The organism is Zhongshania antarctica, from assembly GCF_014202945.1.
In the GTDB taxonomy this organism is placed as follows: Bacteria; Pseudomonadota; Gammaproteobacteria; order Pseudomonadales; family Spongiibacteraceae; genus Spongiibacter; species Spongiibacter antarcticus.
Map to the genome: position 1 here is coordinate 225,258 of NZ_JACHHW010000002.1, position 18,298 is coordinate 243,555.

General features: G+C 51.1%; 21 protein-coding genes. 10 read left to right on the plus strand and 11 right to left on the minus strand.

Annotated features, from left to right (window positions below; translation table 11 throughout):
• Positions 1-49 precede the first annotated feature (49 nt).
• The 5 genes from HNQ57_RS03900 (at position 50) to HNQ57_RS03910 (ending at position 2,487) form a co-directional block, all read left to right on the plus strand.
• Positions 50-808 (plus strand): glycerophosphodiester phosphodiesterase family protein, encoded by a 759-nt coding sequence (locus HNQ57_RS03900; RefSeq protein WP_184461313.1) that lies wholly within the window; start codon positions 50-52, stop codon positions 806-808.
• A 277-nt stretch (positions 809-1,085) separates the two neighbouring features.
• Positions 1,086-1,211 carry a hypothetical protein gene (locus tag HNQ57_RS18015; protein WP_264299217.1) on the plus strand — a complete coding sequence of 42 codons (126 nt, stop codon included), beginning with the start codon at positions 1,086-1,088 and terminating at the stop codon, positions 1,209-1,211.
• A 28-nt stretch (positions 1,212-1,239) separates the two neighbouring features.
• Positions 1,240-1,362 (plus strand): hypothetical protein, encoded by a 123-nt coding sequence (locus HNQ57_RS18020; RefSeq protein WP_264299216.1) that lies wholly within the window; start codon positions 1,240-1,242, stop codon positions 1,360-1,362.
• A 164-nt stretch (positions 1,363-1,526) separates the two neighbouring features.
• Entirely contained in the window at positions 1,527-1,895 is a 369-nt protein-coding gene (locus tag HNQ57_RS03905) for a PPOX class F420-dependent oxidoreductase (protein WP_184461314.1), read from the plus strand.
• A 130-nt stretch (positions 1,896-2,025) separates the two neighbouring features.
• Complete coding sequence (locus tag HNQ57_RS03910; protein WP_184461315.1) at positions 2,026-2,487, plus strand: Mpo1 family 2-hydroxy fatty acid dioxygenase; 462 nt, start codon at positions 2,026-2,028, stop codon at positions 2,485-2,487.
• Between the two features lie 13 nt (positions 2,488-2,500).
• Here the strand turns inward: HNQ57_RS03910 and HNQ57_RS03915 are convergent, their stop codons facing one another.
• Positions 2,501-3,280 (minus strand): methyltransferase domain-containing protein, encoded by a 780-nt coding sequence (locus HNQ57_RS03915; protein ID WP_184461316.1) that lies wholly within the window; start codon positions 3,278-3,280, stop codon positions 2,501-2,503.
• A 267-nt stretch (positions 3,281-3,547) separates the two neighbouring features.
• The gene (locus HNQ57_RS03920; protein WP_184461317.1) at positions 3,548-3,748 is read right to left on the minus strand and encodes a YdcH family protein; all 201 of its coding nucleotides are present in this window, start codon (positions 3,746-3,748) and stop codon (positions 3,548-3,550) included.
• Positions 3,749-3,977: 229 nt separating this feature from the next.
• Between HNQ57_RS03920 and HNQ57_RS03925 the strand changes: the two genes are divergently transcribed.
• Positions 3,978-5,105 carry a nitronate monooxygenase gene (locus tag HNQ57_RS03925; RefSeq protein ID WP_184461318.1) on the plus strand — a complete coding sequence of 376 codons (1,128 nt, stop codon included), beginning with the start codon at positions 3,978-3,980 and terminating at the stop codon, positions 5,103-5,105.
• 53 nt (positions 5,106-5,158) lie between these two features.
• On the opposite strand, the gene HNQ57_RS03930 is transcribed toward HNQ57_RS03925, so the two are convergent.
• The gene (locus HNQ57_RS03930) at positions 5,159-5,779 is read right to left on the minus strand and encodes a riboflavin synthase subunit alpha (protein WP_184461319.1); all 621 of its coding nucleotides are present in this window, start codon (positions 5,777-5,779) and stop codon (positions 5,159-5,161) included.
• A gap of 108 nt (positions 5,780-5,887) precedes the next feature.
• Here HNQ57_RS03930 and HNQ57_RS03935 point away from each other — a divergent pair, with 108 nt between their 5' ends.
• Complete coding sequence (locus tag HNQ57_RS03935) at positions 5,888-6,142, plus strand: DUF1145 domain-containing protein (RefSeq protein ID WP_184461320.1); 255 nt, start codon at positions 5,888-5,890, stop codon at positions 6,140-6,142.
• 139 nt (positions 6,143-6,281) lie between these two features.
• Positions 6,282-7,079 carry a ParA family protein gene (locus tag HNQ57_RS03940; RefSeq protein WP_184461321.1) on the plus strand — a complete coding sequence of 266 codons (798 nt, stop codon included), beginning with the start codon at positions 6,282-6,284 and terminating at the stop codon, positions 7,077-7,079.
• A gap of 20 nt (positions 7,080-7,099) precedes the next feature.
• Here HNQ57_RS03940 and HNQ57_RS03945 read toward each other — a convergent pair whose 3' ends face one another.
• The 6 genes from HNQ57_RS03945 to HNQ57_RS03970 form a co-directional block, all read right to left on the minus strand.
• Positions 7,100-7,564 (minus strand): LEA/WHy family protein, encoded by a 465-nt coding sequence (locus HNQ57_RS03945; protein ID WP_008252491.1) that lies wholly within the window; start codon positions 7,562-7,564, stop codon positions 7,100-7,102.
• Positions 7,565-7,643: 79 nt separating this feature from the next.
• Positions 7,644-8,312 carry a YiaD family glycine zipper/OmpA-like lipoprotein gene (locus HNQ57_RS03950; protein WP_008252493.1) on the minus strand — a complete coding sequence of 223 codons (669 nt, stop codon included), beginning with the start codon at positions 8,310-8,312 and terminating at the stop codon, positions 7,644-7,646.
• A gap of 154 nt (positions 8,313-8,466) precedes the next feature.
• Positions 8,467-11,166 (minus strand): CehA/McbA family metallohydrolase, encoded by a 2,700-nt coding sequence (locus HNQ57_RS03955; RefSeq protein WP_184461322.1) that lies wholly within the window; start codon positions 11,164-11,166, stop codon positions 8,467-8,469.
• A 52-nt stretch (positions 11,167-11,218) separates the two neighbouring features.
• Complete coding sequence (locus tag HNQ57_RS03960; RefSeq protein WP_184461323.1) at positions 11,219-11,605, minus strand: MAPEG family protein; 387 nt, start codon at positions 11,603-11,605, stop codon at positions 11,219-11,221.
• A gap of 100 nt (positions 11,606-11,705) precedes the next feature.
• Positions 11,706-12,845, minus strand: a complete 1,140-nt coding sequence (locus tag HNQ57_RS03965) for an alpha/beta hydrolase family protein (protein WP_184461324.1) — start codon at positions 12,843-12,845, stop codon at positions 11,706-11,708.
• A gap of 173 nt (positions 12,846-13,018) precedes the next feature.
• Complete coding sequence (locus HNQ57_RS03970; protein WP_184461325.1) at positions 13,019-13,792, minus strand: ferredoxin--NADP reductase; 774 nt, start codon at positions 13,790-13,792, stop codon at positions 13,019-13,021.
• Positions 13,793-13,913: 121 nt separating this feature from the next.
• Here HNQ57_RS03970 and HNQ57_RS03975 point away from each other — a divergent pair, with 121 nt between their 5' ends.
• Positions 13,914-14,792, plus strand: a complete 879-nt coding sequence (locus tag HNQ57_RS03975) for a LysR family transcriptional regulator (protein ID WP_040804333.1) — start codon at positions 13,914-13,916, stop codon at positions 14,790-14,792.
• Here HNQ57_RS03975 and HNQ57_RS03980 read toward each other — a convergent pair.
• On the minus strand, positions 14,775-15,965 hold the full coding sequence (locus HNQ57_RS03980) for a multidrug effflux MFS transporter (RefSeq protein WP_184461326.1): 1,191 nt from the start codon (positions 15,963-15,965) through the stop codon (positions 14,775-14,777). The genes HNQ57_RS03975 and HNQ57_RS03980 overlap by 18 nt on opposite strands.
• Positions 15,966-16,096: 131 nt before the next feature.
• Between HNQ57_RS03980 and HNQ57_RS03985 the strand changes: the two genes are divergently transcribed.
• On the plus strand, positions 16,097-16,585 hold the full coding sequence (locus tag HNQ57_RS03985; RefSeq protein ID WP_221301567.1) for a MarR family winged helix-turn-helix transcriptional regulator: 489 nt from the start codon (positions 16,097-16,099) through the stop codon (positions 16,583-16,585).
• 26 nt (positions 16,586-16,611) lie between these two features.
• Here HNQ57_RS03985 and HNQ57_RS03990 read toward each other — a convergent pair whose 3' ends face one another.
• Entirely contained in the window at positions 16,612-18,246 is a 1,635-nt protein-coding gene (locus tag HNQ57_RS03990) for a ShlB/FhaC/HecB family protein (protein ID WP_184461327.1), read from the minus strand.
• Positions 18,247-18,298: the final 52 nt, after the last annotated feature.

Genomic DNA, 18,298 nt, shown 5'->3' on the forward strand with positions numbered 1-18,298 from the left:
CTACAGTAAAAACCATTAGCCATCGTTATGGCACACCAATGGGGACCTTATGCAAGCCACTAATTTTATTGCCCATCGCGGCTGGCGCCAACACTACCCCGAGAATACGCTCATTGCCTTCCAAGAGGCGCTTGCCGTTGGTGCCCTCAATATTGAGTTAGACATTCAGCTTAGCGCCGACGGTGTACCCTTTGTATTCCACGACCCTAACTTAGACCGTATGTGTGGCTGCGAAGGCTTGATTTGGAATTTCAGCGCCGAGACCTTGCTCAGTTTAAATGCCGCAGAAGCAGAACGCCTTGGCGACAAATTTCACAATAACCCAATGTGCTTGCTAGCGGACATCGTCGACTTATTACGCAACTACCCCGACGCGAATGCCTACGTTGAAATAAAGGCCGAGAGCCTCAGCCATTTTGGTACCGCAAAAGTTGTAGATGCCGTCACTAAGGTACTGAAGCCGGTGGCCGACCGCTGCCTGCTCATTAGCTTTGAGCTAGATGCCTTAATTTATGCCCAGCAAGCGGGCTGGCAGCGCTTTGCAGCCGTCTTTGATTATTGGCCAGACTGGCAGCTAGCCACCCTCGCCGCGCTCAAGCCCGAAGTTATTTTTTGCGATAAACACTGCGTACCACCCGAGGCAGATTTGCGCTGCCTGCCCTGGCCGCTATTAGTTTACGAGGTGGGCACGCTGCAAGAAGCCAAGGATTGGTTTGCTCGCGGCACCGTGGCGATTGAAACATTCTTAGTGGGCGAGATGCTCCGAGACTTTAATTTAGCAGACAACGCCCATGTGAATTACGCCTAGTTTGTAACCGGAAACCAGAAAAAATCACTGTATTACAAGGATTTAACCCCAGCGCCATGATTACCGCGCCTTAACCGCCAGCTAAACTATAGGTAATACACGCGCTAAGTCCTTGTATTACCACGCTAAGACACATGACCAATAAATTAAAAAAGCCATTAAATCTCCCCCACACCCGCGAAACGCCCGCCTCATCAGTAACCCAATAAAAGATTGATTCTTCGTATACTGACTACGTCATCAAGACAAACAACAAAACATATACCGGAGAAACACCATGAGCCATTTACAAGCCGCTATCGAAAGCCAAGACCTCAATTCTTTTGCTGAACTCGCTGCCAAATACAGTCTGCTAGCTATTGTTACCGTTGGCATTATCGCCAGCTTCGCCGGTTTGAGCTGATTAACGATCTCTTTCTATGGAGAACACTATGAATACCGAAATGCGCACAGGTACCGACACCTTAAATGAGATCGCGCAACAGGGTGCAAAATTTAGCCTAATATCCATCGTACTTACCGGGCTATTTTATTGTATCGCAGCACTGTATTAAGTTTGCCGGAAAACAACTCCAGCACCGCTTACTTAAATTAGATGCCCTATTTGCCGCCAACATTGGCGGCAAATAATAACGAAGCCATTCATACTACAGCCGCTCTTGCCAGCCTTAGTGGCACACGCCACACTAGTGTCATTTCTATCACCGTGAAAAACACAATGAAGCCCCTACACAAAGCGAACTATATTTTATTAAGTACCAAAAAACGCGATGGCAGTTTTGTTGCCACGCCGGTGTGGTGCGCGGGTGATGAACATGCCATTTACGCTTTTTCAGCTGGCGATGCCGGTAAAGTAAAGCGTCTACGTAACTTCCGCGAGTGCAAAATTGCTGCCTGCACCGTTTTAGGTAAACGTCTTGGTGAAGATCACAGTGCCACAGCCTATTTGCTTAACGCAGAAGAAAGCGTGATCGCTCACCGCAGTCTTGTGAAAAAATATGGACTGCAAATGCGTCTATTGGACCTAGGCGCCAGCTTAGCAGGTCGCAAAAAGAGCCGAGCGTTCATACGTATTGAGCTCGCTTAGGCTGCACGCCGCCAGCTAATATTTTAAGACTTAAATCGGAATGCCATTTTACATCGTCAATTCGGCCATTGACGATGTGCAACGCTTGGCCTAACTTACGGCTTTTAACCCCCTTCTGGAGATTCCCGCTGTGCGCACCCTGAATCAGTGGCTAGACGAATACGACGCCTCTCACCAAAATCCCCGTAACAAAAGTATCCATATTTGGTGTGTACCGGCCATCGCAGTGTGTACCGTTGCCCTACTGTGGCTAGTCAATATTCCTTACACCGCGGTAAATCTTGGCCAAATATTGCTCATCGCCGCGATGTTTTTCTACGGCTATCTATCTGTCCGTTTAGCCTTAGGTATGCTGCCCTTTGTCATACTACTCGCCGCTGGCATTATGCTTTACCAGGCCTATGTACCTTTAGCGCTGTGGATTCCCGCTGGGGCAATTTGGATTATTGCCTGGGTCATGCAGTTTATTGGTCACAAAGCCGAAGCCCAGCAGCCCTCGTTTTTTACCAATATTTTATTTTTACTGATTGGCCCACTGTGGATACTCGGTTCGGTTTACCAAAAGCTCGGAATTCAATTTCGCAACGCTTAATGACTGCTTAAGTTTACTCGGGCAATCGACACAGTAAATGCACATAGCGACCCAGCGCCCAAAAAGGCTCTTGGTCGCCGTATTGCCACTCTAGCGCCAATACATCCGCCACACTGCGTTCGGCCCGCACCGCTCGTGGCATTAAATCGTAAACGAGGCGAATTCCGCGCTTGGCGACCAGCTCCAGCCCCGCTGCTTCGAGTGCAGCAATCATTTCTTGGGGTTGCCGAGGCGCTGGCGGTGTAAGCCCACCAGGGTGACCGGCAAAGTCACGGTCGCGCAACTTATACAAATTGCCCTTCGCCATATTGCTAATAATCAAGGCATTGAGGTTGTAGAACATCAGCGACAGGTAGCCACCGGGACGCATTCCCGCGACCAGCGCAGCAATCACCTCTTCTGGGTCGTTCACCCACTCCAATACGGCATGGCAAAGCACCAAATCAAACGCCTGCTGCTTGGCCGGATTCACGACCACCTGCTGAATTGGCGCCAGCGCTAAAGAAACCTGATCCGCGACCCCAGCCACCGCAATATCCTGTTCGGCAATAGCGAGCATATCTGCCGAGATATCGTTTAACAGCACGTGGTGGCCCAGCTCGGCCAGCCGGATACTCATCTGCCCCAAGCCGCCACCCGCGTCCCACACTGCCAAGTTTGAGGGCTGACCCAGCGCCGGCAGCTGAGCCAATAATTCACACCAACACAACGCTAGCCGCAGCTCACCCTTGGCGTTGCCGTAAATATTTTTGCGAAAACGATCTGCGATGCCGTCGAAATTGCGGTCGCTCATATTGACCCAAGCCTAAAGAAAAGATGCCGAGCATAAGCAAGCCCAGACCAAAGCTCAACGCATAAAAAAACCGGAGCAATTACTTGCTCCGGTTTTTAGAATTTCGACATCCGATGTCGCACCCAATCCGTTGAATGCCTTGGTCTTCCAGACGAGGACTATTATCCCCCTATTTGAGAGATTCAATAGGGGAAAACACCAGTACGGCACGTGCGACATATCGCACAACAACAAACTAAAACAATTAAAATGTGTATTAGTGTGCTATTAAGCATCTAAATCGGGAATCAGATCATCCTTCAGTAATTCAATATCATCCTTAATACGTAACTTTTCCTTTTTAAGTCGCTGCAGTAGTAACTGATTCTGATAGGGGTTCGCGGCCAATTGCGTTATTTCTTCGTCTAATGCCCGATGGCGAATTTGCAAAAGCAAAATACGAGCGCTAGTAGATTTAATATGATCCATTTTTAGCAGTATTCCAGTAAAAATAACAAAGAGCCTACTTCTCACTTTTTACGCTGCGCAAGCGCTATACACAAGCCCCTCGCCGCCGCCAAAGAGATTTAGACTGATCTTTTTCGTCATTAGCAATTGATTGCTTCCGCCATTGTTACCCTTCACCCCCTCCGCAATACTGATGCCATCAATTTAGGGTGCGCTCAATTTGCGGCCCGCTAGCAGGCAGAGGCTAATAATGTATACCGATTTATGTAAAAAGCTTGGCATCGAGTATCCCATCTTCGCATTCACTCACTGCCGTGACGTGGTCGTCGCCGTCAGTAAGGCCGGTGGCATTGGTGTTCTTGGCGCAGTAGGCTTTTCGCCAGAAGAACTGAAGGCGGAACTCGACTGGATAGATGAGCATATCGGCGACCTACCCTACGGCGTTGACATCGTAATTCCGCAAAAGTACGAAGGCATGGGCGATATGAGCCCCGAAGACCTTGAAAAAGAATTGTGGAAAATGGTGCCAAAAGAGCACATCGACTTTGCCCAAAAATTACTCGCCGATGCTGGCGTGCCAGAGTGGCCGGACGGCAGTCACAGCATGGGCTTACTCGGCTGGACCGAAGCCACCGCCACGCCACTGCTCGTTGAAGCGCTCACCCGGCCAAAGTGCAAGCTTATCGCCAACGCACTAGGCACCCCGCCCGCAGACAAGGTGAAAATGATTCAGGACAGCGGTCGTCTCGTCGGCGCCCTCTGCGGCCGGGTTAAACAGGCCAAAGCCCATAAAGAAGCGGGCTTAGACTTTATTGTTGCCCAGGGTGGCGAAGGTGGCGGTCACGCCGGTGATGTTGGTTCTGTTGTGCTTTGGCCACAGTGTGTGGAAGCGGCCTCGCCCGTGCCCGTACTCGCTGCTGGCGGTATTGGCAGTGGCCAGCAGATGCTTGCCGCGATGAGCATGGGTTGCGCAGGGGTGTGGACCGGCTCACTGTGGCTGACAGTTGAAGAAGCGCACGCTGAGCCCGCACAAAAAGAATCACTGCTCAAAGCAACGAGTGAAGATACCGTTCGCTCGCGCTCATGGACGGGAAAAACCTGTCGCATGTTAAAAAATGAATGGACTGAAGCCTGGGATCGCGCTGACACCCCAGACCCACTCGGCATGCCGCTGCAGGGCTTAGTCAGTGGCGATGGTATTCGCCGCACCGCTCGCTACGCGTCGGTTGGCGATTGCCAGAAAATCGCGTTTAACCCCGTCGGTCAAGTGGTCGGGCAGATGAATCACGTTGAATCGACCCGTGGCGTGATATTCAGACTGATCAATGAGTACGTAGACGCCCTTGAGCGGCTCAATAACTTAATGCCTGAAAGCTAAGATTCAGGCCTTACCGACCAGCGATCACCCTGATCGCTGGTCAACAGCCGCCGCTAATCACTATACCGCTCAGCCAATACCCGCTCTACTGTATCCACAATCACCTGGGTTTGACGATCGACCTCAATATTCACCCAATCACCGACGCCTTTTTGACCTAAATTGGTCACCCGCAGCGTTTCCGGAATCAGGCACACGCTAAAACACGCCTCACTGCGCTGGTAATCGGCAACGGTTAAACTGCAGCCATTCACGCCAATAAAACCCTTTTTAAACACATATTTTGTCAATTGCGGCGGTATGCGAAAATGCAGACTACAGTTATTTTCGGTCTGCTCAACGGCAATAATTTCCGCACAGCCATCAATATGCCCCGAGATATTGTGACCACCAATCTCCGCGCCCTGCTTTGCTGAGCGTTCAACATTCACGAGATCGCCGGCATCCAAGCCCCCCAAGGTGGTCAGCGTGAGAGTTTCTTGCATGGCGTCAAAACTAAGGTGCTGGCCCTTTATTTCAGTCACCGTCATGCACACGCCGTCTAAGCCGACACTGGCACCAATACTGAGATCTTCTAATAAGGCCTGGGGCAACTCTAGCGACAACTGGCTGAGCCCGGTCTTTCGTATTACCGACGTCAGTGGGTAAGCACCGTGAACAATTCCCGTATACATCGTTTTTCTACCTGTTTTTGCGTTACAAGACATTAACTTATATTGAAGCGCTGCCGCCAATGCCGCATTATGCCCCCATTAACAATAAGGACAAAGGCTCCCCTTACTATGAATAATTTTGGCAAAATATTTATGCTCGCTTTTTGGCTGAGTTTCGCCGTTAACTTTTTCTTTCCGCTGTTGGGCGAATACAGTCTCTGGCTGCAGTGGGGCGGATTAGCTATTGTCGCCGCCCATTTGATTGAGTGTATTATTTTTCGCAAACAGATCCACGCGAACTACACCGCGCCGGTCGAAGGCTATGCCATCGTTATGCTGTTTGGCGCACTGCGCACCGGAGAATGGATGCGCAAAAAGGCATAAGCCTCAGCAACCTCAGGGCAATATCCCCCAAATAGTGCAATGACCCCAACGGCAGCTTACTCGCTGACTGGCGGTCATAGCACCGTGGCACGAGAACTGCTAGGATTCCCTTTTCAGCGATACACGTCAGGACAGACTCATGAAGCGGGTGATTTTTAATCAAAAAGGCGGTGTTGGCAAAACCAGTATCACGTGTAATTTAGCGGCTATCAGTGCGTGGAAAGGCTTCAAAACCTTGGTTATCGACCTCGATATTCAGGGCAATAGCAGCGAATACCTGATTGGTGCCCAGTTTCGCGATCTGGAAGACAACGCAGCCGACTTCTTTAAACAGAAATTGTCTTTGTTCGGCAAAAGCAAAGAAGCGGCGGATTGCATTTACGAAACCGAATTTGAAAATCTGTACCTGATGCCCTCACATCCCGAACTCGCAGTAATAGAACGGGAGCTGGAAACTCGCCATAAAATATACAAACTCCGGGACGCCTTGAATAAATTACAGGCCGAATACGAGCATATTTATATTGATACTCCGCCAGCCTTGAATTTTTACAGCCGTTCAGCACTCATTGCCGCTGACGCCCTGCTGATCCCCTTTGACTGTGATAGTTTTTCCCAGGGCGCCTTAATGGGGCTGATGGAAACCGTCGAGGAAATCCGCGAGGATCACAACGAAAACCTCAAGCTCGAGGGCATTGTCGTCAATCAATTCCAAGCGCAAGCCACCCTGCCCACCCAATTGATTGAAAGCATGAAGCAAAATGGACTGCCCATTTTTGCGCAGTACCTGAGCAGTTCAGTAAAAATGAAAGAGTCCCGCAGCAGGCAGAGCCCAATGATTCATTTTGCGCCCTCCCACAAGCTCACTCAGCAGCTGCTCTGTTTGCATGACAGCCTAGGCGGCACCAACTCCGCCAGCGCAGCGCTCACGGCCTGAGACCAGCCAAACGGGATGAATTAGGGCGCTGCGGCGCCCATACCCACCTTGCCATTTTTGTTTATCGTAATATCACCCAAGCCAAAATTCTCAACTGCCGCCGTCAGACTCAACTGATAATCCAACTCAGATTGCATACTGTTCATTACGGCCCGTAACACACCGATACCACTAAGCAAATTAACATCAACAGGCACCACGATCTGGGTGCGGCCATTGGCCGGCAAGCTGAAAGACTCATTTAAGCTTCCCCCCGCCAAGGCCTGCCCCTGCAAACTCAGCTGATAGCGTAAGCGACCCAAATTCACCGCAAAACTATTCGGGTTATCCAGCTGCAAACCCACCAGCAACTGTTGCTGGAAGCCATTGCCGGGTGCCATTTTGATATGGGTAATGGCCACCTGAGGCTTCTCAATAGGGTTAAACGCCGCACAGGCCGAGAGCAGCAGGCTGAAAAGTACCGTGATAACAGTTGTAAGTCTCATGCACTAAGCACCTTAAAAACACGATTTATTGACATAAAAAAGGGGCACCAGTCGGCGCCCCTGCTTCATCAAAATGCGCTTATTGCGTTGGCAGCATTTCGATTTCTACGCGGCGATTTTGCTCGCGACCTGAGGCAGTGCTGTTGTCAGCAATAGGGTCACGCGGACCGTAGCCAGTGGTACGAACTCGGCTTGCAGCCACACCCTGATTCATAAAGTAGCGGCCGACACTGTTGGCGCGCTGCTCAGACAGGCTCTGGTTAGTCTGGAATGAACCGGTAGAGTCAGTATAGCCATTGATTTGCATCAGCGTCTTATCAAACTCTTTCGCTACCAAAACCACGCTATCTAAGACACTGTGAAAGCCGCCTTTAATGGCAGAGCTACCGGTATCAAAGGTGATATTGCCAGGCATTATCAACTTAATACTGTCGCCAACCCGCTCAACGCGAACACCCGTGCCTTCAAGGCGAGCACGCAATTTCGCTTCTTGGCGATCCATATAGTAGCCATAGCCACCACCAGCCGCGGCACCAACAACGGCACCTTGCAATGCGCCCTTTTTACGGTCGTCTTTACTGGAAACGGCTGCGCCCAACACTGCACCACCCAAGGCACCCCAACCTGCGCCCTTGGCGGTATTACTGGTTTTTTCTTCGCCAGTATATGGGTCAATGCTACACGCCGTGGCAAAGACTGCCGCGACTAACAATGCGCTCCAACGGCCAGCCTTAATAGAAATATTCATCAGTGAACCCCCTTGTTTATGGTCAAATCATTATTGCCTTATGATGACACAGGCATCAGACAAAAAAAAACGCCACTATTCACGGCAATAAATCACGCCTGCTATGAACTTACTTTGTATTCAACATGACGACTATGACAGTATCAAGCATAGACTAGTTCATTGGTAAGGGCGCCCGCCACTGGCCATCACCGTCGCCATCGATGTAAATAGGATTACTCAAAGCTAGCGGCGCCAAGCCCGGCATTAGCGCTCGGTATACTGCCCCCGGCGCGCCTTCCACTTCGACGACAACATACGCGTCGCCATCGGTAATTAGATCAATTACTTTATGATCTCCCGCCGAGGCCTTTAACTGCCGGTATACTTTACCGTTCACCCACACCGTCAGTTTTTCTATCGGCACCCAAGGCGCGGCATCAATCTGCACGTGCAATTCGCCGCGCCCGCCGCGAAACAAGCCGCCTAAACCAATATCTTCGCTATCACTGCGCAGCGTCACCGCCAAAAACGGGCCGGTACTAATAAAACTTCTGCCGCCACGAATCGCCTCTGTCAGCAGGTGCTCATCCAAGGGGAGCGGGCCTGCCCCCGGTAAATACACATAATTGCGGGGGGAAGCGACCACGCTGCGCAAACCGTGAGAGTCGCTATTGCCGGTAGCGGCGCGGCGGGCACCCTGACTCAGCAGCGAAAACCAATCGTCGCGAATTTGCTTATACACAGCAAACTCGGCGCCATTGACTACCTCTACCACATCAAAATCAATGTCGCGAAACCCAGTAACAGGGTCTGGACCAAGTAGACTTTCATTGTTTGTACTGTCCAAGGCTTGTGTCGGGTCGTAAGATCGCCCCACTGACAAATGATCGAAAAAAGCGAGGTCGGCGTCTAACGGGTCTGCCGCGCGAGGGTGGTTGAGCTGGAACAAGGCCTTGGGCGCCATCTGTTTCACGCCAGCAATAACTTCACGTAAGCTGCGATTCTCGATCCCGGGAATACCACCAGCAAACGCCTCTGGCCGAGCATCCAGCGGAAAGGCATTGCTATGTCCCACTGTAAACGGCGCCTTGGCTGTGCGCGCCATACCGGTCAACTCAGCGCCAACAATGACTTGCACCTGCCCAGTCAAACCCAGTGCCCCGACACGGTCCCGATGATCCACCACGCGGTTGTGTTCGCTGGCGACCAGAATCTCGGCGCCTTGGGCAACAAAGCTGCGCAGCCGCTCATCAAAAGGTAAAATTGCATCAAAACTCGCGCCGCTGTGCACGTGCAAGTCTGCCGAGCGCCAGTCGTCGCTGCGCCAAATTCGTCGCGGCGGAATTATCGGTAATTGGCTGGTTTTTCCGGCAACGATGGTAAGCAAGTACTCTTTAACATCGTATTCTAAGCCCCGGCTCGCCAATACCCGATACTGACCCGGCGGCAAATCTATTTGACTGGGATCAGAAGCCACCCCCGCCAAATCAATTCTATTGCGCCGCAGTGAGCCAGGCTGAGATACCCCAGCCTGCGTAAAACCCAGTAAATCATTACCAAACTCCGGATTCGCAGTATCACCAATACCAAAAAAATGCAGGCTCAGAGCACTGCCACTGGGCAGCTTAAGCAAACCTTTCTTTCTAAATACCCAGCGACCACTGTCATTCTTGGCATCAATTAAAGAGAGCTCGCGGGTTATCTTCTGCCCCCAGGGCGAACTGGCTTGCACTTTTACCCACTGAGCATGTTTGGGTAGTCGAATATTAAAGCTGCCGTCGGCAGCAACCCGACCTTGGCTTACCGGGCGATCATCTTGATCCCAAATTGCCACCGACACCGCATTGTCATTAACGTAACCGCGCAGCAATGGTCCCTGGTATATTTGATCAGTGATCGCCGCGACATCACTGCGGGCACCCACCATAAGCCTAAACTTTGACAGTAGTTTTTCACCTGGCTCAATATCCATGAATTGATTTTGCAGCATAGACAGCCAGCTCAGCCGCTCACCCTGAATCCACAGCGGTCGACTCATCCAGCCATGCAAACTGTAATTAGGAAACACCGCTAAAAAGCGCGGCAAGGGCTGACGGCTGCCATTTTTGGTAATGAGCTCGGCAGATTGCAATTGCACGCCATAACTCACCTCGCTGTCATAGCTATTTGCCCCGACCAGAATATTCCAGTCGCTGGGCAGCATTCCGGCGAGCAACGACGACACTTTATTCCGATCAATAATAGGGTGAGCAAAACCCAAGGTCGCATCGGGAACATAGCTAGACAAACTAAATGGGGTCAGCGAGCGCTGGGAATACAAAGTAAATAAGCCGCTCATACGCACGGCCTTGCCCTTGCCGAGGCGCTCAATGACCACCTCTATATCAAGGCTGTCGGCACCTTCTGGCAAACGGTAGATAACGGTTTGGCGAATGCCGTCAGCCTCACCTACCGTGGTGATTTCGCCATTGCCATCGCGCACCGCCGCACTCACCTTCGCCACCGGAATCGCGGTTTCTTTCGCAAGGCCAGTTAGAATATTCGCGTACGTCCACTGATCATTCGCTGCGTCGCAGTGCGCCACGTCGATCAATGTGCCACCCCCAGCAACAATACCAGCGTCGTGGCCAACATCGCTTACGGCGACACAAAGCTTGCCATTCGACAACCACCAGTCACCCAAGCCGGCAATGCTATCTGGCCCTCCCCGGGGAAAGCTGTCGAGGGTCTCCCGTTTGATTTGCTCAGCGCGCAGCAGCGACGGCGGTGGCGCAACCTCCACAACGGGCAAAAACTCTTCTAATTGAGGCGTGAAACCTTCATCCGCTTCAGCTTTTGTTGATTTCGGTGCCGCCATTACTATGGTAGCCATAGTTAGGACTAACGGCAGACCATACATCCATTTTGCTAACGCCATAAACCGTTCACGCCGCCATAATAAAGAGCGAAACACAGGCACCGATACCAACCATAAAGCTTAAAGAACGCAAAATATCTTTATTGGCGATATAAAAAATAGGGTACAGCACGCGCGCCACAATAAACACTTCAGCGGCAAGTGCCGAGCGCTCGGGAGCGACCCCTGCCAAGTGAGCAATCACAACCGCTGCGATAAAAATCGGCAGTGCTTCCCAGGCATTTTGCTGAGCCGCGTAAGCACGCGCGCCCGCACCCTCTAATTGGGCGTACTGTGCTCGTGGATGTTTATTATCAACACTACCCAATTGCTTGGCGCGAAAATAACCACAAATCCAAGCGTTCACAATTGGTAGTAAACACGCAATAAAGACGCACCAAAAAGCCACTGTCATTCTGTTATCCCCTTTATGTTTTTGTTTTTTTATTCGCCATTCTAATATAACCGGCTATACCACGTGCAGATAGCCTATCGCCGCGTATTCGAGACGAGCATTATTTTGAGCCGCGCTGCACGCTAATCTCTGGAATCTCGGTCGCCAATGTTTTTCGTAAATATTCGCGAGCCTCTTGACGGCGCAGTTCACTCAACGCGAATTGCGCCTCAAAAAAGGGAAATACCGACAGTGTTGTCAGCCACTGTTGGCGAATTGGATTCATCGCCTTAGGCAAAGGGTCCATAGTGCACAACGCGGTCTGGGGGACGGTGACAATGCCCTGTTCCGGTGAACCCAAAGCATCAGACCATACCTCATCATCTGTTTTGGCAAGGCCACGAGTCACCATGCTGCACCCGACCATGTCGGCATTGTCCAGCCAGCGGAAATAGCGCCCAGGGGTAGCAAAGGCGGTATGCGAGGCGTCCTGCATGGTCACCAAAAGCGAACCTTTGACATATTTTGGAATAGTGGCGGCATTGGTGTCGTAGTCGATCATTGCATCGATAGGTGAAGCAATCATCATAAAGGGAATATCCCGCGACTCATAAAAACTCGGCCCAAATACAAATACCGGCCCGGCAATAGAGACCGCAGCCGCAATCCGCAAGTCCGCGTTTTCAGGATGAAACGCGGCTAAAGTTGAAGTCATTCCTCCCAGCGACAAACCCATGACGCCAATATGGTTTTCATCAATCTTCTCAAAAAACTGACTGCTACTATCACTATCCCACGTCAAAAACTGGTCGATTAAAAAGCTAATATCACCAGGCTGACTCACCACATCTTTGACCAAGGGGCCGCCCGGCGCCCCCATGTGGGTTAATGGGTAATCCATTGCGGCAACGATATAGCCGTGACTGGCAAAATGTTCCGCAAGATAGCTGCCGCCGGTTCGCGTCGACATAAAGCCATGACTGTAAATCAACAAAGGAGCTGGCGCAGCAATACCCTCAGGATACCAAATACGTGTCTTAAGCAGTCGTTCATCGCTCCCTGCAAAGTCGCCATTGGGCTGGCTAGGCCGCGTTGTATCGACCAGATCCACGTCAAAATAATCAACATCGTAAATCCCCTTTTCCAGCCATGTACTACTCTGGGAGTCGGCAGGCAAGGGTTCTGGTAAATTACCAAATTGTAGATACAGCATCACTGCTACGATCAATACGACGATTAGCAACAGAATTTTTTTGATCATCTTGGGCGCTCAATTACAAATAGAATTTCAAGAGCACTAACTTAACAAGGCCGCCGCTAGGACTCCACCATTAGCGCTCGCCCAGATCAAAAATAAGTACTTTAGGCTGCGCAAAACAAAAAAAGCCCCGTTTCGGAGCTTTTTTGCGCTAAAACCACGGGACATTTACATCATTAATGCTCAACAAACGCCCGTTCAATAACATAGTGGCCGTGAACCCCTGCTCGGGTCTCGTGAAACCCGGCAGAATTCAGTAAAGCACAGCTGTCTTTTAACATGCCTGGGCTTCCACAAATCATAAAGCGATCATCATCGGTATTCAGTGCGGGAAGACCCACGTCCTGCATCAACTTCCCGCTGCGAATCAAATCCGTCAAACGCCCCTGATTAGCGTATTTCTCTCTCGTCACGGTGGGGTAATAAATCAATTTTTCTCGGACTACCTCACCAAAATATTCATGGCTGGGCAGATGCTCGCGAATAAAGCCTTGGTAGGCCAATTCGCTCTCGTAACGCACACCGTGCACCAGCACCACTTTCTCAAACTTATCGTACACTTCAGGGTCTTTGATGATGCTCATAAATGGCGCCAAGCCAGTGCCGGTACTGAGCAGATAAAGGTTTTTACCCGGCAGTAAATTATCGGCCAGCAAGGTGCCGGTTGGTTTGCGGCTAATCAACACTTCATCGCCGATCTTAATCTGCTGCAATTTAGAGGTTAAAGGGCCGTCGGCAACCTTGATACTAAAGAATTCCAATTCATCTTCGTAATTTGCGCTGACAATGCTGTAGGCACGCATTAGCGGGCGATCACCTTGCTGCAAGCCAATCATGGTGAAATGGCCATTTTCAAAGCGAAACGATGGGTCGCGACTAGTTTTAAAGCTAAACAAAGTCTCGTTCCAATGGTGTACGCTGGTCACTCGCTCACGAATAATATTGCTCACTGCTAACCTCTCTTGCGGCGATGGGCGCCGTCCCCTTAATCCCGATTTGCCAATAGTCTACGGGAGCGCTATGCTATCGGCAAAATGACTTATTATGATTTTTCATATCGGTTTTATAAATATGCACTATACCCTTCGCCAACTTGAAGTTTTCCTCGCCGCCGCCCATACCGAGAACATCACTCGCGCCGCAGAGCAACTGTCGATGTCGCAGTCGGCGGCGTCAAGCGCCCTAAAAGACCTGGAACAGCAATTTTCCATCCAACTTTTTGACCGTATTGGCAAACGGCTGCAAATCAATGAGCTAGGTAGGGCACTGCGCCCCCAGGCCGAGGCCCTGTTAGATCAGGCCCAAGCGCTAGAACAAGGTTTTCGCCGTCACGATCAAGTCGGCGAGCTAAAAATTGGCGCCACCCTCACCATTGGTAATTACCTTGCGGTCGACATCATGGCAGAGTTCATTAGCCGTCACCCTGCGGCCAAGGTCGCGCTCAATGTCGCCAATACCGCCGCCATCAGCCAGCAAGTACTTAACTTTGATTTAGATGTGGGATTAATTGAAGGTGAGTTACACCACCCCGACCTTGAGGTCACAAAATGGCGCGAAGATGAGCTGCAAATTTTTTGTAGCCCAAGCCACCCTCTGGCAACAAAGAAAAACCTCAGCAATGCCGATTTACTCTCAGCCCAGTGGATACTAAGAGAGCCCGGTTCGGGAACCAGACAGGCCTTTGACCGCGCGCTGCACGATCTGTTACCCGACCTCAATATACGTTTAGAACTGCAGCATACTGAGGCCATAAAGCGTGCGGTAGAAACAGGCTTAGGAATAGGCTGCCTATCTAAAGTCTCACTGCAATCAGCCTTAGAAACTAAACGACTTGTTGCGCTCGACGCAAAGTCTCGAGATTTTAAACGCTTCTTTTACTTTATTTTACACCGCCAAAAATACCGCAGTGAGGGCATACTCCGGTGGCTGGAGTTATGCCGAAACAGCTAAGGATTTTTTGTCCCACTTTGGCACAAAATACAAACCCAAAGCCGATGCAAGAAACATCGTCAACGTCATTGGCCACATATAATCACTGTGGAACTGCGTCGACAAACCACTAATAAGACCGCCAATAAGATATTGAGCACTCCCCATTAACGCCGAGGCAATGCCGCTGTGCTGGGGAAAAAATTGCAGGGCACAGGCCTGAGAGTTCCCCATTACGCCGCCGAGCGCGCCCACGGCCAACATGACCAAGGGCACCACCACCCAGAGCGGTGGTGAAAAAGCGGTGACCAACAAAAGACCCGTACAAAAAACAAACAAAAGTAGCATCGCCCGAGGCAAAATTTGCTCAGCGGGAACGGTATTTAGCAGACGGTTATTAATGCGATTAGCAATGGCCAGGGTGACAATATTGCCCGCAAACAACATCGAAAAAACCGTCTCACTTTGGCCGTACAAGTCGATATACACCAGCGCCGCATTGGCGACAAAGGTGATCATGACGCTAAAACCTAAGCTCTGCGCCACTAGGTACGCCATTGCGGTGCGATTGGTCAGCACAAACTTATAGCGGGTGAGCAAACTGTCTACTAGCGGTGGACGCGGATCAGAACCGCGCTTTTTAATAATAATACTCGCCAGAAAGCAGACCGTAAGCGCATAGGCAGCCAAGACTAAAAACACCAGTTTCCAACCACTCAAGCTGTAAAGCAAGGTGCCAATACTGGGCGCCAGCGCGGGTGCAATTATGGTGATTAACATGATTTGCGAGAACAGTTTCGCCGTATCCTGCCCCTCGGTGTGGTCACGAATAATCGCCGGCACCACTACTGAGGCAAAGCCGCCGCCCAAGGCCTGAAAAAACCGCGCAGCCCAAAACACCGACAGCGACTCAGTAGAGGCAATAACTAAACTCGCGACCGCGAAGAGTGCCAAACCAAAGAATAGTGTCGGGCGGCGCCCCACATAGTCACTAATCGGCCCGCCAAAAAACTGACCAAAGCTCAAACCGAGCATATACAGACTTACCGTTACGGCAATGTCTTGGGCTGGCACACCCAGTTCAGCCGCAATCGCAGGAATCGTCGGCAAATACATATCAATTGCCAAGGGCGAGAGCGCAAAAATCAAAGCCAGCAGCAATATTAGCCGCAAGGGAGGAAGCGTGGAGGACATAAAACACCTTTTATCTTTCCAGCAAGATAATAGCTGGAAATTACCTTGCTAGCAAGATAATATTCAATCACCACCTCAAACCGCAGCGCCAAACATGAAGCCAAACCTTCGCCCGCAAATAAGTTACTGCCATGGATGACAAACGCATCAGTATTAAAGAATTGCGCCAGCAGCAAAAGCAGCACTGGCCAGAAATGCACCGAGCCGCAAGTCCCGCCATCTTATATATTATTCGCGCAGCAGACAGCTTCATGAAAGAGTCGGGCGCCGCCTTACACGCCCACCAATTAACGAGCGCCGAGTTTGATGTACTGGCGACCTTGCGCCGCCAAGCCCCTCCCTACCAGCTCAGCCCAACAGAGCTGTGTAAAGCGATGCTCTTCAGCTCCGGGGGTTTAACAAAAGTGCTCTATCGCTTACAAAATTCCAATTTAATTCTACGCCCAGAAAACCCTAACGACGGCCGCAGCCTACTTGTGCAACTCAGCCCAGAGGGCATCTCTTTGGCGGGAAAATTATGCGCTACCATTAGCGAACTGCACCAAGAGCGCCTTACCAAGCTCAGCCCCGCAGAACAGACAAGCCTAACCCAGCTATTAGAAAAAGCCTTTGCCGATTAAGCACGACGCATTACAAACTCCCGCGCCTAAAAAACCCAGCGCAGACGCCAAAAGAAATCCGCTTCTAATGCCGCTAAACGCGGCTCATCGATGACTTCATCCATAACCGGCACTGCGGCCAGCAGTTCCGTCTCAAAGCCATAACCCGGCTTCAAGACGAGCCGGAACCCGGCATCGGCCAAGCGCTGAGTAGACGCCAAGTCACCGCTGGCATTATTGAAATGCGTCGCGGCGTATTCAACAAACAAAGACGACTCCCAAGCCAAACCCCACCACTGGGGCTTGGCGCTGGCAGCGAGGTGTAGAAAGTAACCGTCATCACCAATTAATACGCCGGGCAAGTAGGCGCTCATGCTGCTCATACCACCAAGGACAAACTGTTGTTGCTGAGGCAGCTGAGTGTTGTCGGCAAACTGACCGTTGAAATTCAAGGCCACTTCATAGCCCTGCGCCACCGCAAACTTATAACCCAGCTTTGGCTGCAGCAAGATAAATTCCGCTTCGCGTTTGCCGATACTCACGCCCTCGCTGGTGTCGGTCGCAAAACTGCCACCGCCGCCAAATCCGCTTTTAAGTGACAGCTGAAGCTTGAGATAAGACGGGGCATCGGCCAAATGCCCCCGCACGAAATACTTACCACCCAGCTCCAGCGTTTGGTAGCGTTCCTCTAATAATGGTGCACCCTGAGCCGCCGACTGCAGCTCTGAACTCACGTGTTCCAGCCGCTCAAATACCGTCCAGCGCTGCACCGGGTTACTGTACAGCAGCTGCTCACCCGACAGCGCAACACTATCTATCTCTGCATCCAAATGCAGTGTTTCATTGCTCGTCACAACAGGACAGTTCAGTAGCGGCGGCAAACATAGACCAGCACCAGTCCTGCTGCTCGTGAACTGGGGCCGGCGCTGATACTCAATATGACTGACTTCAATACCGTACAGACCAAAGCGAAAGGGATGCTCAACACCGAAATCAAGCTGTTGATAATCGTCGCCATCTCCCGCCTCGCCCAGCTCGTCAAAAATAGTTCGGTAGGCAATATTCAGTTCTGTGCCATTGGCAAATTGATGCTTAACGCCCGCAAGACCAAAATAACGGCCAAGGAATCGACTGCCCTTATTGCTCATTTCCAGAACAAGGTCGGTGGCATCGTGATCGACAAGCACTTGCTCTCGAAAATCCAGAATGACCTGATTATCATAGTGCTGTTCATAGGCAATACTGTAAGCCAAGCCCGCGCGCTCAGCTTGCAAATCGGCCAAAACCCGCGCGCGATCAAACTCCGCCAAGCTTAAATCGCGGTCGCCAACCAAACTCGCGAAATGCGCGGTGACTTGCGGGTTGCCGCGCACACCTTTCACCGCAGCCTGATTCACCAGTACCGTGACGGTATTCTCAACACGGTAATAGCTTACACTCACCAGCAAATGCCCAGCATTATAATACCGCCGCGTCAGCGACGTGATGGCTTCTGAGGGTGATTCGGATTCAGCTAAGAGCGCCTCAACTTGCACGGTAGAGAGCTGCGTATTGCCAATAACGCGAACATTAATTCCGCCAATCACCGCCGCTATCGCCGCAGTCTCAACACGCGCCGAGGCCTCTATTTGTATTTGACTCGCAAGCTGGGGGGGCATTACCGGTGGCAGATCAATTGCCATTCAAACTCTCCTCAAATATTTGACGGGGCATCAGCCCCGGCAATTCGGCTAA